This window comes from Burkholderia sp. NRF60-BP8, from assembly GCF_001522585.2.
Lineage (GTDB): Bacteria > Pseudomonadota > Gammaproteobacteria > Burkholderiales > Burkholderiaceae > Burkholderia.
Window position 1 is genome coordinate 40,539 of the sequence record NZ_CP013374.1, and the last position, 15,104, is coordinate 55,642.

Genomic DNA, 15,104 nt, shown 5'->3' on the forward strand with positions numbered 1-15,104 from the left:
GTTGCATCACATGTTAAGCGGGGTGAACAGTGCGCCGCAGGCACAGCGCCGGCACGCGGAAAGCAGTACAGCTGACCGTCCCGCAGGCACGGAATATGTTTTCCGTGCACACATCTTCGGCGGCGCCAGCAGCACAGTTTCAGCGCACGTTCGAGTGATTGCGAGTATCGTTGCAAACGCGATATCGTCATTCACGCTTCGATGCCATGCGGGTGACTGTTTGTGTTCGCATGTGTTGTCGCCAAGTCGTCGCGCGATTTCCTGCTTCGGGCGTACGTCCTCACAACCACGAGCAAATTACGGTCATGGAAATCTTCGATGCGTTCCATCTCGCCCGATTGCAATTCGCGTTCACGGTGTCGTTCCACATCGTGTTTCCCGCGATCAGCATCGGCATGGCGAGCTTCCTGGCGGTGCTGGAATGGCGCTATCTCGTCACCGGCGACGCCGCCTACAAATCCATGTTCCAGTTCTGGTCGAAGATCTTCGCGATCGGCTTCGGGATGGGCGTGGTCTCCGGCGTCGTGATGGCGTATGAGTTCGGCACCAACTGGGCCGGCTTCTCGCGCGTCGCGGGCAACATCACGGGGCCGCTGCTCACGTACGAAGTCCTGACGGCGTTCTTCCTCGAAGCCGGCTTCCTCGGTGTGATGCTGTTCGGCTGGCAGCGCGTCAGCCCGCGCGCGCACTTCTTCGCGACGCTGATGGTCGCGGTCGGCACGCTGATCTCGACGTTCTGGATTCTCGCGTCGAACAGCTTCATGCAGACACCGCAAGGCTACAGGATCGAGAACGGCCTCGTCGTGCCGGTCGACTGGTTCAAGGTCATCTTCAATCCGTCGTTCCCGTATCGCCTCGTGCACATGACGATCGCGGCGTTCATCGTCGCGGGCTTCATCGTCGCCGCGTGCGGCGCGTGGCATCTGCTGAAGGGGCGCCGCGACGAGCCGGTGAAGCGCAGCTTCTCGATGGCGCTGTGGATGCTGCTGGTGCTCGCGCCGATCCAGATCGCCGTCGGCGACGCGCACGGGTTGAACACGCGCGAATACCAGCCGGCGAAGATCGCGGCGATCGAGGGACTGTGGGAAACCGAGAAGGGCGGCACCGCGCTGAACCTCGTCGGGCTGCCCGACATGCAGGCCGAAACCACGCGCTATGCGATCCAGGTGCCGCACCTCGGCAGCCTGATCCTCACGCACAGCTGGGACGGCGAGATTCGCGGGCTGAAGGAATTCCCGCCGCAGGATCGCCCGTATTCGCCGATCGTCTTCTGGACGTTCCGGATCATGGCCGGCCTCGGGATGCTGATGCTGCTGACCGCGCTGCTCGGGCTGCTGCTGAGAAAGGGCGGGCGCCTGTACGAGACGCGCTGGTTCCAGTGGTTCGTGGTGGCGATGGGGCCGTCGGGCATCGTCGCGCTGCTGGCCGGCTGGATCACGACCGAGGTCGGGCGCCAGCCGTGGACCGTCTACGGCGTGCTGCGCACCGTCGATTCGGTCGCGCCGCTCAGCGCGCAACAGGTCGGCGTGTCGCTGCTGATCTTCGTGGTCGTGTATTTCCTGGTATTCGGAACGGGGATCTACTACATGATGAAACTGATGAAGCGCGGGCCGGCTGCCCAGGCCGGCTACATCGAGCTGCACCGGCATCCGGGGCTGCGCAAGAGCGCGCTGTCCACGCCGCTGAACGTCACCGAGGCGGAGTAACCATGCACATCGATCTCCCTGTCGTCTGGGCCGCGATCATCGGCCTCGGCGTATTCATCTACGTGATGCTGGACGGCTTCGATCTCGGCATCGGGCTGCTGTTTCCGTTCTTCGACGCGAAGGCCGAGCGCCAGGTGATGCTCGACACCGTCGCGCCGGTGTGGGACGGCAACGAGACGTTTCTCGTGCTCGGCGGCGCGGGCCTCTACGGCGCGTTCCCGGTCGTGTATTCGACGCTGCTGCCGGCCAACTACCTGCCGCTGATCCTGATGGTGGTCGGGCTGATTTTTCGCGGCGCGGCGTTCGAGTTGCGCGCGAAGGCCAATCGTACGCAGCATCTGTGGGATCTCGCGTTCATCGGCGGCTCCGCGCTCGCCGCGTTCTGCCAGGGGATCACGCTCGGTTCGCTGCTGCAGGGCATCCGGATCGTGAACAACCAGTTCGCGGGCGGACCGTTCGACTGGCTGTCGCCGTTCAGCCTGTTTTGCGGGATCGGCGTGCTCGTCACCTATGCGACGCTCGGCTGCGGCTGGCTGATCCTGAAGGTCGACGGCGAGCTGCAGCGCAAGATGCGGCTGCTGATGAAGCCGCTCACGGGCGTGCTGCTCGCGGTGATGGGCGTGGTCAGCCTGTGGACCGTGATCGGGCTGCCGGCCGTCGCGCACCGCTGGTTCGGCAGCGGCAACCTCGGCTGGTTCCTGCCGGTGCCGATCCTCGTCGTCGCATGCGTGTGGGGCATCTTCCACTCGGTGAAGCGTGCGCACGAGGCCACGCCGTTCCTGCTGACGCTCGCGCTCGTATTCCTCGGCTACACGGGGCTCGTGATCAGCATCTGGCCGAACATCGTGCCGCCGTCGCTGACGATCTGGGACGCGTCGTCGAGCCATTCGAGCCAGTTGTTCGCGCTCGTCGGCACCGTGATCGTGCTGCCGATCATCCTCGTGTACAACGCGATGCAGTACCGCGTGTTCCGCGGCAAGGTGCGCGAGGGCGACATCGGCTATCACTGAGCGGCAAGCAGCGTGACGCGGCGCGGCGCGCGCGTATCATCACGCGCAGCGCGGCGCCCGCCCCGGCATCCGACCGAACAGCGGCCCGCCACGCGCGGGCCGTTGCGCATCGGGTGCGGGCGCAACGGGTTGCGTATTCCTTCGGCAGTCGAGAAAACATCATGATCGTCAGACCACGACAGAACTGGCTCCGGATGCTGTTCGTATGGAACGGCTCCGTGCTGCAATCGATCATTCCGCAGCTCGTGTTCATGGCGATCGTCAGCACGCTGGCGGTCTTCACGAACGGACGCATCTTCGGCGAGAAGATTCCGCTCAACACCGCGCCGTTCACGCTGTTCGGGCTCGCGCTCGCGATCTTCCTCGGGTTTCGCAACAACGCGAGCTTCGAGCGCTTCAAGGAGGCGCGGCATCTGTGGGGCAACCTGCTGATCGCCGCACGCGCGGTGACGTCGCAACTGCATCGCTACCTGCCCGACAGCGTGAGCGACGCCGAGCGCAACCGGCTTGCCGATCTGCTGATCGCGCTCGCGTATGCGTTGAAACATCAACTGCGTCATACCGATCCGACCGAAGACCTGCTGCGCATTCTCGGGGCGGAGCGCACGGCCGCGCTCGGCGGCAAATGCTACAAGCCCGTCGCGATCCTCGACGAACTGCGCGGCGGCATCGTCCGTGCGCTGGGGCGCGCGCCCGGCAGCGACGCGACCTGCTGGATGTTCGAGACGCAACTCGACGAGCTCGGCAAGTCGGTCGGTGGTTGCGAGCGCATCCTGTCGACGCCGATCCCGTTTTCGTACAGCGTGCTGCTCCATCGCACCGTGTATGCGTATTGCGTGCTGCTGCCGTTCGGGCTCGTCGATTCGACGGAGTTCTTCACGCCGCTGATCTGCGTGTTCATTTCCTACACGCTGATCGCGCTCGAAGCGATCGCGAACGAAGTGGCCGAGCCGTTCGGCCTCGCGCCGAATGCGCTCGCGCTCGATGCGATGACGCGCACGATCGAGCGGTCGGTGCTCGAACTCGGCGATCGGCCGATGCCCGAGGAGTTCGTGCCGGCGTCGACGTATCAGATCACGTAGGCGGCGTGGTCGGTAGTGTGGTCGTCGGTAAGGTTGCTCGGCCGGATCGACGACGGGTGTGTAGACTCGTGCTCGTTCAATGGAGCCAACACCATGCAACTGCTCGATCACGTGTCGATCGGTGTGCCGGATATCGACCGGGCACGCCCCTTCTACGATGCCGTCATGGCTGCGCTGGGCGCGACCAAGGTCTATGACCGGCCCAATGCGCTCGGCTATGGCGAACGTTGCAGCGCGAACGACCCTGCATCGACTTTTCTGGCGGTGTATCTGGATCCCGCCGAAGTCGGCGCGAGCAAGCGGCACTGGTGCTTCAAGGCTGCTTCCCGCGAGCAGGTGCATGCGTTTTTCGAGGCTGGCTTGTCCACGGGCGGACAGTCCGACGGCGCCCCCGGCTTGCGGCCGCAGTACCACGGCGACTACTACGCGGCTTTTCTGGTCGATCCGGCCGGCAACCGGATCGAGGCCGTGTGTCACGCGGCGGCGCCGGAGCGCGAGCGGCCGTGACGGCGCCGCTCAATCGAAATACGTCAGCCCCATCGCCCCCTTCACCTCCGCGAGTGTTGCGCCCGCCACTTCCCGCGCGTGCAGCGTGCCGCGCTTCAGGATCGCCATCACTTCGGCCTTGTCGGCCTCGAACTCGCGGCGGCGCGCGCGGATCGGCTCGATCAGCGCCTGCAGCCGCTCGTTCAGCACGCGCTTGACGACGCTATCGCCGAGGCCGCCGCGGCGATAGTGGGCCTTCAGCTCGTCGACCTTCGCCACGTCCGGCTCGAATGCATCGAGGAACGTGAACACGACGTTGCCTTCGACCTGGCCCGGGTCGCTCACGCGCAGGTGATTCGGATCCGTGTACATGTCCTTCACGGCCTGTGCGATCTCGTCAGGCGTCGAGCCGAGCGTGATCGCGTTGCCGAGCGACTTGCTCATCTTCGCCTTGCCGTCGATGCCCGGCAGCCGCGTGACCGACGACAGCACGGCCTCGCACTCGACCAGCACCGGCCGATCGACGGTCGCGTTGAAGCGGCGCACGAGTTCGTTGGTCTGCTCGATCATCGGCAACTGATCGTCGCCGACCGGCACATGGGTCGCCTTGAATGCGGTGATGTCCGCCGCCTGGCTCACCGGGTAAGTCAGGAAGCCGGCCGGGATGTCGCGCTCGAACCCGCGCAGGCGGATTTCTTCCTTGATGGTCGGATTGCGTTCGAGGCGCGCGACCGTGACGAGGTTGAGCAGGTATTGCGACAGCTCGGCGAGTTCGGGCACCTGCGACTGCACGACGATCGTCGAGATCGCCGGATCGATGCCGACGGCGAGGTAGTCGAGCGCGACCTCGATCACGTTGTCGGTCACGCGCTGGCGGCGGCCCATGTTGTCGGTGAGCGCCTGCGTATCGGCGAGCAGCAGGAATTGCCGCGCCTCGTGCTGCATCTGCACGCGTGCGCGCAGCGAGCCGATGTAGTGGCCGAGATGCAGCGGGCCGGTCGTGCGGTCGCCGGTGAGGATGGTCGGGCGGGTGGGTTGCGTCATGGTCGTCGTGGGCTCCGGGTTGTCGAAGCCGCCAGCGATGACGTCAGCGCAGAAACGCCAATGCCGCCATCGCTGGCGGCATCACGTTTGGGACATGCAAAAGGAAACGGGCCGCCTGGGTCAGGCGCGCCACCAGCAATGTGCGATCGGCGGGGCGGGTCGGGTTTCCATCGCGCAAGTATAGCGCAGTGCGTGGGCGGACGCGTACGTCAGCGGATCACCGATTCCATCGCGAGGTAGGCGGTTTCCGCGGACGGCCACAGCAGGTACAGCAGGCCGGCCATCAGCAGCAATGCGCCGGCACGGACGAACGGCGTGCGGTCTTTGTCGCGTGGGGGACGGGTGGGCTGCTTCGATTTCTTCATGCTTGCAGGCGCGGGGCGCGCCACTCCAACGGTTACTGCAACGGGTCGCGAGGAGGCGAGCCGGGGTGTTGCGGGTTCTACGGGGATAAACACGTGGTGCGCCGTTTGATCACGCAATCGATACGTGCGTTGGTTCGGCGCGCGACGATCCAGGGAGGATCGGCCATGGTGTGCGACACGCATGCTATCAGCTTGGCTGCCAGCTGACCGTAAAGAATTGTCGGGCAATGGGCGGGGCGGTATGTGCCGGGATATGGAGGCGTTTACCGTCGCTCACCCGAAAGAACGTAAAAAATTAATAAAATCAATGAATTGATATTTAATTGTTGAAGGGGTCGGATTGACCGATTGTGTGCGCCGCGGTCACGCCATGGACGCCGATGAGACCCATGGCGTTCTCTGCGGCTTCGGTCGAGTGATTGCGCGCTGTTTAGCATGGTGCGATTGTCTTCGTGTGAACGTTGCATTTAGAATCGGTGACCAAACAACCAAGCGCGCAGGTGACTCGGCGATCTGAGAGCGCCGTTTCCGAATGCCCATCTATAAGTGAACGTGACCGAAATGCTGCGCGCCTTCGTTGGCACGCTCGATCAGAACAAACGTGCGATCCGGTTTCATTGGGGCCGTCACCAGGATGCGCTGGCGCATGTCCTGGTACCACAGAGCATCGATTTGACGGAGGGTCTCTGTGTCGGCCTCGAAGGGCACCTGACCTGCTTGTCGTCACGCCCGGATCTGCCGCTCTCTGCATTTTTGGGGTTGCCGCTTTCGGTGCAACTGATGACGGATCGAGGCAAGCCATATCCGATCAACGGGATCATCACGGATGTCCGCGCCGGTCAATCGGACGGTTCCCTCACGTGCGTGCAACTGACATTGAGAGATGCGCTGGGTATTCTCGATCAGCGGATCAACAGCAGAACGTTTCGTTCGATGAGTGTCCCGGACATTCTGGAGACGCTGCTGCACGAATGGCAGCAACGCAGCTCCGCGTTGGCGCAGGCTTTCGATTTCGAACTCGTGCTGGATCGAAATCAGTATCCAAAGCGCGAGCAGACGCGCCAGGCGGGCGAATCGGATGCGGCGTTCATTCGCCGGTTGTGTCGACGCGACGGCATTTTCTGGTACGCCCGGGCAGGCAAGCATGACGGTGCGGCCACGGACACGCCGGTCCATACGCTCGTGTTCTGTGACGATCCGACGAAGCTGCCGCAGGCGGCGGCAGGCCAAGTGCCTTACCACCGCGGTACGCAGTCGCGGGAGCGTGACTCGGTCACGCTATGGTCCACGGCCCGTGCACTGACGCCCGGAAGCGTGCGGCGCGCCAGTTGGGATTACAAGACCGGCAGGATGGCGCAGTCCGAACAGGAGACGATCGTCGATCACGGCGAGGCAGGCAACGATCTCGCGAAGCTGCTGGCCGACTCGGTCATCGACGTTCCGCATGCGGCGGACTCGGATGCCGACCACGAGCGTCTGGCGAAGGCTCGCATTCTGGCACATGAGCATCGCGCCGAATGCGTGCATGCGTCGAGCGACGTCCGGGATGTCTCGCCGGGTTTCTGGTTCACGCTGCGTGGGCATCCGGAGCTCGATACCCGGCCCGAGGAGCAGCGGCAGTTCGTCGTTACCAGCTTGCACCACCGGGCCACCAACAATTTTTCGAAGGCGCTCGACGAGCGAGCCCAGGCGCTGTTTGCCGCGAGTCGCTGGAGTTTCGACGCGTTGCCGGTCGAAGAGGGTACCGGGGTTCGCTACGAGAACACATTCATTTGCGTGCGCCGCGGTGTGCCGCTGACGCCAGCGTACGATCCGCGCGTCGATTTGCCGGCTGTGCATCCGTTTACCGCGAAAGTGGTTGGCCAGGCCGGCGAGGAAGTGCACTGCGACGAATTGGGGCGCATCAAGGTGCAGATTCTCGGTTTGCGCGGGGACGATCATGCCCACGCGCAAGGTGCCGGCACCAGCGGAACCGAGCGGGACAGCGCGTGGGTGAGATGGGTCAGCCCCTGGGCCGGCCCGAACTACGGCATGGACATGCTGCCGCGCGCGGGAATGGAGGTGCTGATCGACCATTTGCACGGCGACCCCGACAAGATGGTCGTGACCGGGGTGCTGCACGGCGGTCCCAACATGCCGACCACGTTCAGCCACACCGGTTCGCTTCCGGGCAATCGCTATCTATCCGGCATCAAGACCAAGGAGATCAAGGCGGATCGCTACAACCAGCTGCGTTTCGACGATACGCCCGGCCAGATCAGCAGCCAGCTTGCCAGCGAACACACCTATACCCAGCTGAACCTGGGCTACCTGACGGAGCCTCGTAACGATGGCAAAGGGGCGCCTCGTGGCGACGGTTTGGAGGCCAGAACCGATGCCCAGGCGGTCATTCGCGCCGCGAAGGGCGTCTACGTGACCGCGCAGCAGCAGGGGCGTGCCGAAGGCAAGATGCTTGAACGTACGGCATTGCAGACGTTGATCGAACAATTGCAGGAACTGGTACGGAACCTCGGCGATGCGTCCGCTGCGAACGACGCTGACAATACCGACCTCGCACGCATCGAGAAGATCACATCGCAGATTAAGGGCTGGGATGCTGGCAGCAACGTTGACCAGGGCGGCGGCGGCTCCGGCGGCGCGCCGATGGTGGCAATCGAGGGGCCGGCCGGCGTGACCGTCGCGAGCCAGGACGCCATGGTGCTCGGGGCGCAGACCAACATCGATGCAGTGAGTGCCGGCAACACGCAAATCAGCGCGGGGCGCCGCCTGTTGATGCGCGTCGGAGACTGGATGAGCGCGTTCGCGGCCAAGGGAATGACGCTGGTCACGGCAGACGGGAAGCTGCGGATCGAGGCGCACAAGGAGGATGTGGTGGTGAAGGCCGCCAAGCGCATCATCCTGGAGGCAGGCGAAGAAATCGTGTTCCGCTCGCCGAAGGTCAATACCCAGGCGAGCGACGAAGCGTCGATCAACGGCGGGTCGAGCTACAGCCAGTGGAATGGCGGCGGCGTTGTGCATGGCACGAGCGGCGTATGGCGCGAACATGCGGCGTCGCACAGTCTCGTCGGGCCGGACAACAAGGCTGTGAAAGCGCCCGATCCCCTGACCTTCAAGGAGTTGGAGCAACAGGACAGCCTCGCGGTAGTGCTCCGTTCCCACCCGAACGATGGCCGGCCGCTTGCCTATGAGCCGTACACGCTTTACAAGGGAGCGGCCAAGATTGCGGACGGCGTGACCGACGAGCATGGTCAACTGATCATCGCGAATCACCAGAAGGGTACGTCTTCCTATACGGTCAAGCTGCACAATGGGCACGAGATCGAGGTGCCCGTGATGGAAGGAGGGTTGAGCGACGACGATCAACTGGCCGCACAGGGATGGCGGGCGGTCGACGGCGATCCGGAATCGCGCCAGCGCCACGCAGAGGGCTGACCGACGATTTGCTGCAGTTTTCGACGAGAAACGTGATGTCCGATACCAATACCCAAAACAAATCGAAGGCGCCGGTCGATGTCTGCAAGCGTCAGACGGTCGCTAGTGCGCAGTGGTTTCTGGAAAAGCAGGCGGACTACTACGCGCCGCCTTATGAAAAGAATAATCTCGACGTATTCATTTGCGGCGAGGACGCATTCATGCAGATTGCAGCCGACTTGAAGGCCGCCAAGCATAGTGTCGAAATCATTTGCTGGGGTTTCGACCCGGGCATGGAACTGATCCGCAAGGGCACGGTTTGGCCGCGAGGAGATACCTGGGGCGGTCTGCTGCGCGATGTGGCCGCCGGGAAATTCAACAACGGCAAGCCGGTGCAAGTGCGTTTGCTCTCGTGGTATGGCTTCATCGGTAGTCTCGGTTCGAACAATATGCCGGGCCACAGCAGCGGTCGTTTGAACTATGAAGAAAAGATGGCCATGATGGTCGGCGCCGCGGGTGGCATCTATTTGCCAACCGACAAGCCACCTCAACCGCAGACGCCTCAGGAGCGACGTGAGGACTTCAATGCGCGGTGGTACGACGATGCGTTTGCCGGGCGATTCCCCACCCTGTCGGTTCGTACCCGAGATGGCAATAGCAAAGCGGTTCACGAAAGTCTGGCGGGCGAGCCGGGTAAACGCGATTTCACGGAAGTGTTGGGTCTGGAGAAAGTGGCCACGGATCACCAGAAGACCATTCTGATTGACTACGAGTACGATGGCGGTGCGCACGCAGTAGGCTATGTAATGGGCTTGAACAGCGTGACCGACTATTGGGACACACAGCAACACCTTTTCTTCGATCCACGTCGCGGTGAGTCATGGGAGGGGGCGAACGACGCTCAACCGGGTCTGAAGCCTTTCCAGGATTACGCTAGCCGTATTAGAGGTGAAGCGTTGGTGGCGGTGAGCAAGAACTTCACCGACGCGTGGAATCGCGCCAAGGGCAAGGGTGCGAATATCTCGAGAACGCACGATTTCAAAAAAGTACCGGCGGGCCTGACGCGGAATCTCGGTACGCCGTGTCAACGGGCGCAAGTCGTCCGAACGCAGCCCGAAGAAAAGGACAAATCCATCAAGGCGTTGTACGAGCAGGCGACGTCCTTTGCAAGAAGCTATATCTACGTCGAGAATCAGTATTTTCAATATACGGAATGGCCGAATAAGCTGAAGGAGTGGCGAACCGAGTTCCTTGCGTGCAGCCAGTCAGCCGGACGGAAGCCGTCGGACATACCGAACCTGCACGTGATGGTTGTCATTCCGACACCCGAGCGGATACAAATGGTGCCGCGTACGCACGATACGGTTAAGGTTCTGGGGCACGGTACCTCCATGCCTAATCAGGACAAGGCAGTCGAGGATGAGCTCGCCCGCAACCGGCGGCAGCAAACGGAGTGGGACGCCTATGTCAAGCGGCAGAAGGCGAGCGGCGGGAGAATCGATCCCGATCTTTACCCGGCACCGCTTTCGCCCGCGGCGCAAAGCGCCAAGGACCTTGGCGATAAGGCGTCTCTTGCTAAATCGCTCGATCAAATGGGCATTCGCACGCTGGTGGGTAGCCTGTGGGCCTTCGACCGCAATTGGCGCAATTCCAAGTTGAATACCGAGACGGCGAAGCAGCAGGCTGATTGGGATGAATATGTGAAGAAGCAGCAAGCCAAGGGCGAATTGCCCGATCCGGACCGAGCGCCGATGCTGCCGCTGTCGGCACAGTTGATTGCGGCCCGGTACAGAGAAATCTATATCCACAGCAAGTTGCTGCTGATAGACGATAGTTTCTTCACGCTCGGTAGCGCCAACCTGAATTTACGGAGCATGGCGGTTGATGCGGAGATCAATGTGGGCAGTGATGATCGTGCCAAGAGTACCGATTTGCGTAAGCGGGTTTGGAAGCTTCATACCGGCGGCAAACATGATGGTGGCGACGGTAGTCCCGATGCAATCAAGGAAACATTCATGAAGTGGCAGAAGCTCATGGATTCGAACGTCATGCAAAGAAAGAGAGGTCTGGATCTGTCGGGCTTCCTGATGGCGTTCCAAGACGAGCGCACGTCAAGCGTTCGGCTGGCTTAATGCGCGTCCCAATCATGCGAGTTTTGATGAGTTCTACAACGTCCAAGCGTTTGCGCCTGGCGGGCGCGTTTTCTCTTTCTTTGTTTTTTGCATGTACGGCCTGCTCGATGAACGATTCCCTGCCGCGAAATATGTCGCTCGACGCTTTCAATCCACATCGCGAATCGTTTGATTGCGTGCACGAAGCTGCCGTGGTTCCGCCTGTTGATCCGGAGGCCGATCGCTGGAATCAGCAGGCGATGAAAATGACGAGCGCGTTGCTGTGGCCAAACCAGCGTGATTATGCGGGTGCCGTCGCGCTGTGGACCAAGGCTGCCGAGCGCAAGCACTGGAAAGCCATGCTGAACCTTGCAAATGCCTATGCTCAGGGGCTGGGTGTCGACCGCAACAGTGAGCGTGCCGTGCAGATCACCGAGCAGGCGATGAAACTGGGTATTCCTGCTGCCTACGATCTGATGGGGACTTATTACATGAACGGGGTTGGGGTAAAGCAGGATTCCAGCCGTGCGTTCGCATTCTGGCAACTTGCTGCGGACAAAGGCAGCCCGAGCGCCATGGCTTATTTGGGTAGCAAGCTTGACGCAGTCTACGACGACCCGAAGTCGGGCTTCTGGGGAAATCGAAAGGTTGCACTCAAAATGCTTGAATGCGGTTTCGCTCAAGGTAATGGAGATGCAGCATATGCTCTCGGAACAACGCTCGTCGGTTCCGATAAATCGCTCGGTGAAGACAACGCGCAAGCCCTCAAGGTTCTGCATGAAGGCGTGAAATACGGGAGTGCCAAGAGCGCGGCGTATCTGTTCGGTGCGTTTGACGACGGCGATCCCGTGGTCGGCAATGTGAAGGATCGTGCCCGTGCCGAGCGCTACAGTGTCCTTGCCGATCGTCTCGAGCGCGACCCCGACCTGCGTCTGCCGAATCTGGACAAGGTCGTGCCGCTACCGCCCACCAAGCTGCCCAAGTGGGATGGCAACAAGGAGATGTTGATCGACGCGGCGAAGGCGGTGACGTCCATGCCGGTGTCGCCGGTCAAACCCGCGGCGCATCCCGCGTCTCTGCGTACGGGGCGCGCCTATGTGCCCGACGGCTATATGCTGCCGGAGAGGCCGCAGGTCGCCGTTCCTCCACAGGCGGAAACGACGGCCGCTCCTGTCGGTGGTTACTGGCTCGCTCAACTGAAATATCCGACCACCGAACGCCATTTCGCATGGAATGCGGCTCAGGTACCGATGCATTACCGGAACGAGGAACTGTTCGATCGGAGCCGCCCCGGTTTGATGCCCGAGGACGGTCGGATCTTCTTCCACTATGTCGGGGATGCGATTCCGATGCCTGTGCAGCCGGTGGAATCGCATCCGCGTGTGACGCAGGGTATTGCGCGCGTCGCCGAATTTCCCGACCCGGCCATCCGGTGTCGCGGCACACGCACGTGCCCGGTGACGGGCATCTGGCAGGCCGGTGTGGCAGACGATCATCATCGGGCGGCCACGTTCAATCAGTGGTATCGCCAGGCCTACGTGTTGCAGGGTGATGCGTTCCCCGACCCACGGGCCATGCATCTGGACGTATCGCCGGCGGACGTGACGTGGACGTGGTGGAACGAAGCCAATCACCTTGGATTCGCGAAGCTGCCTCAGGTCAGCGTCGGCAACCCTTCCGAGAACGCTTGACGGAGCAGAGATGCGTAAATCGACGATTGCCGCTACGGTGTGTGTCGGAGGGCTGATCCTGGCTGCCTGGGGCGCGATTGCAACAATGGGGGCCGTGGCGCAGATCAGCGGAGGTAGCTACGGTTCGCACGATGTAAGCGATTTCGCGATCGAGAACTTCCTGTTTCTCGGTCCGCTGCTTGCGTTGGGTGGTCTGGTCGCATGGTTCGCCAGCCGAGATTCGGCAACATCCGACGACGATGGTGATGAGCAACCGTCGGGCAAGGATGAGCGCAATCCGGCTGCTCCCGCGCACCGGGACGCAGGCCAATGAGCAGTGCCGAAATAATCCACAAGCACGATCAGTGGCGCAAGGGCGTGGGCGGCATGCCTGCGGGACTGTCTGGTCAGGCGGACAGCTCTGCCTATGCCGGCCTCGATCTGGGTCTCGCGCAATTTGTCGGTAGCAGTTTCAGCGGCAGCAGTTTCACCGGAACGTCATTCCGGCAGGCCGGCTGGACGGGTTGCCGGTTCTCGGCGTGCACGTTCACCGGTTGCGATTTTGCGGAGATTGCGATTTCCGGATGCACATTCGTTGATTGCAGCTTCAACGACGCTGCTTTTCAGGGCAGCGCTTTCAACGACGTGAAATTTCTCGGATGCAAGTGGAACGGTGTCAGGTTCGACGGCAACACGTGGCATTCGGTGCAGGTACTGAACTGTACCGGCACCACGATTGAAGCTCACGGCCTCAAGGGGCTCGACGTCGACTTCACGGGAAGCTATTTCGAGCATCTGGCCTTCGAGGATACGGAAATCAACGGCGGGCATTGAGTCGAGATTGCCTTCGTTGCGGGTTTCGTCGACGTAGCGGCAAGTCGGCCCGCGATGGTTACTCTCTGCGTACTCGGTCGCGTACCGCAGCGCTACTGAAAATGGCGCTCCGTCGGATCAGCGTGCGCGCATGCTTGGCACCATCCCCAAACCGCCCGATCTCGGCTCGTCGATACCAGAAAAAAACATCATTCCGCGTAAAGAAGCATGCCAGCGATCGGGTGCAGCCGCCCGCCGATCGCCCGCCGCAACGCGCATGTGCGTACCAAAGGTGTTCGTTCAATGTCGCTAAGGGGGCGGATGGACTGATTTGGGTTCCTGATACTTGAAAGAATTGTCGGGAACAGTCGCGGCCGCGCGTGTGCTGCCCGCCCGCTCGAACGGCATGTAGTTCGACCAATGCGCGCCTTCTCGCGCGTCCGGACACCGGCGACCTCGGAATCCTCGCGCACGCCGCTCGCCCGCGGTGCCGACCGACTTCACAGCCCCCTCGCACGGTTCGTCCCTGCAACAGTCCCGCCGAAATTTCCGGCCGGGCCGTCGCACATCCCTTTCCCGGAGAACCCCATGCGATATCCCTTGCAGCATACCGACCAGCCCGTCGTCGCGCGGCGCCCATCCGAACCGGAACCTCACGCACCCGCGCCGCGGGCGAATCTCGAGGAGGTATGAGCCATGAGCAACGACACACTCGCCCCCCTGCTGCGCCAGATCGCGGAGAAGCGCCTGGGCCGGTCGCTCGAGCCGGGCGATGAACAGGCATTGCTCGCGCGGCTGTCGAGCGGGCAGGGGAACCCGTCGGCGCCCGCCGCTGGCCCGGCCACGCAGGCGAGCGCCGCGAAGCCACCCTTGCCGCAGTTGAAAACCCGGCGCGAAGCGCGCGAACAGATCAAGCATTTTCTGCAGCTCAACCAGCAAAAGGCGTACGAGAAGATGCGCGGCATCCTGCAGACGATCGACACGCAGAACGAGACGACCCTCGGCATGCTGGCATCGGAACAGCAGAAGGTGTCGGGCGTACTCGACGCGCACGCGCCGGGTGACGACGCGCGGGCCGGCGCGGCGGAGATCCAGGACAGCACGCGCGAGGCGCTGACGATGATCGGGGAACAGCTGACGGGCCTGATCCGGCAGGAAATCGAAACCTGCTTCCGCCAATACGGTGATGCGCTCGCCGAACGGCTTGCCGAACGGCTCGCCGTCAGGCTCGACGCGATGGAGGACAGGTTGCGAACCATCGGCGCCGATCCGGCCGAACCGTCCGAACCCGCCGCCGCCGTTCACGATACGCCCGGCCCAGCGTCCATGGAGTAGCACGCGGGTCATGCGGCCGAACGCGGAACCGGCCGGCCCCATGTGCGACCTCTCAACTACGTGAACCAAGG

12 protein-coding genes are annotated in these 15,104 nt (G+C 62.5%); 10 read left to right on the plus strand and 2 right to left on the minus strand.

Features of this window, described 5'->3' with window-relative positions; translation table 11 throughout:
- Positions 1-305: 305 nt before the first annotated feature.
- The 4 genes from WS54_RS29815 to WS54_RS29830 all read left to right on the plus strand — a co-directional run bounded on the left by WS54_RS29815 (position 306) and on the right by WS54_RS29830 (position 4,305).
- Complete coding sequence (locus WS54_RS29815; RefSeq protein WP_034209316.1) at positions 306-1,706, plus strand: cytochrome ubiquinol oxidase subunit I; 1,401 nt, start codon at positions 306-308, stop codon at positions 1,704-1,706.
- Positions 1,707-1,708: 2 nt separating this feature from the next.
- On the plus strand, positions 1,709-2,716 hold the full coding sequence (gene cydB, locus WS54_RS29820) for a cytochrome d ubiquinol oxidase subunit II (protein ID WP_034209315.1): 1,008 nt from the start codon (positions 1,709-1,711) through the stop codon (positions 2,714-2,716).
- Positions 2,717-2,877: 161 nt separating this feature from the next.
- Positions 2,878-3,798 carry a bestrophin family protein gene (locus tag WS54_RS29825; RefSeq protein WP_059785222.1) on the plus strand — a complete coding sequence of 307 codons (921 nt, stop codon included), beginning with the start codon at positions 2,878-2,880 and terminating at the stop codon, positions 3,796-3,798.
- Between the two features lie 93 nt (positions 3,799-3,891).
- Positions 3,892-4,305: a VOC family protein gene (locus tag WS54_RS29830; protein WP_059785220.1), complete on the plus strand. Its 414-nt coding sequence runs from the start codon at positions 3,892-3,894 to the stop codon at positions 4,303-4,305.
- 9 nt (positions 4,306-4,314) lie between these two features.
- On the opposite strand, the gene trpS is transcribed toward WS54_RS29830, so the two are convergent.
- A complete protein-coding gene (trpS, locus tag WS54_RS29835; RefSeq protein ID WP_059785218.1) occupies positions 4,315-5,328 on the minus strand; it encodes a tryptophan--tRNA ligase in 1,014 nt (337 codons plus the stop codon).
- A gap of 209 nt (positions 5,329-5,537) precedes the next feature.
- Entirely contained in the window at positions 5,538-5,693 is a 156-nt protein-coding gene (locus WS54_RS34060; RefSeq protein ID WP_164725445.1) for a hypothetical protein, read from the minus strand.
- 561 nt (positions 5,694-6,254) lie between these two features.
- Between WS54_RS34060 and WS54_RS29840 the strand changes: the two genes are divergently transcribed.
- The 6 genes from WS54_RS29840 (at position 6,255) to WS54_RS29865 (ending at position 15,033) form a co-directional block, all read left to right on the plus strand.
- Positions 6,255-9,125 carry a type VI secretion system Vgr family protein gene (locus WS54_RS29840; protein ID WP_034209498.1) on the plus strand — a complete coding sequence of 957 codons (2,871 nt, stop codon included), beginning with the start codon at positions 6,255-6,257 and terminating at the stop codon, positions 9,123-9,125.
- Positions 9,126-9,160: 35 nt separating this feature from the next.
- Complete coding sequence (locus WS54_RS29845; protein WP_034209311.1) at positions 9,161-11,236, plus strand: phospholipase D-like domain-containing protein; 2,076 nt, start codon at positions 9,161-9,163, stop codon at positions 11,234-11,236.
- Between the two features lie 107 nt (positions 11,237-11,343).
- Positions 11,344-12,906 (plus strand): tetratricopeptide repeat protein, encoded by a 1,563-nt coding sequence (locus WS54_RS29850; protein WP_034209310.1) that lies wholly within the window; start codon positions 11,344-11,346, stop codon positions 12,904-12,906.
- 10 nt (positions 12,907-12,916) lie between these two features.
- A complete protein-coding gene (locus WS54_RS29855) occupies positions 12,917-13,219 on the plus strand; it encodes a hypothetical protein (protein ID WP_034209309.1) in 303 nt (100 codons plus the stop codon).
- Complete coding sequence (locus tag WS54_RS29860; protein WP_059785214.1) at positions 13,216-13,719, plus strand: pentapeptide repeat-containing protein; 504 nt, start codon at positions 13,216-13,218, stop codon at positions 13,717-13,719. The genes WS54_RS29855 and WS54_RS29860 overlap by 4 nt, the downstream gene beginning before the upstream one ends.
- A 675-nt stretch (positions 13,720-14,394) precedes the next feature.
- A complete protein-coding gene (locus WS54_RS29865; RefSeq protein WP_059785211.1) occupies positions 14,395-15,033 on the plus strand; it encodes a hypothetical protein in 639 nt (212 codons plus the stop codon).
- The last annotated feature ends 71 nt before the right edge of the window (positions 15,034-15,104 follow it).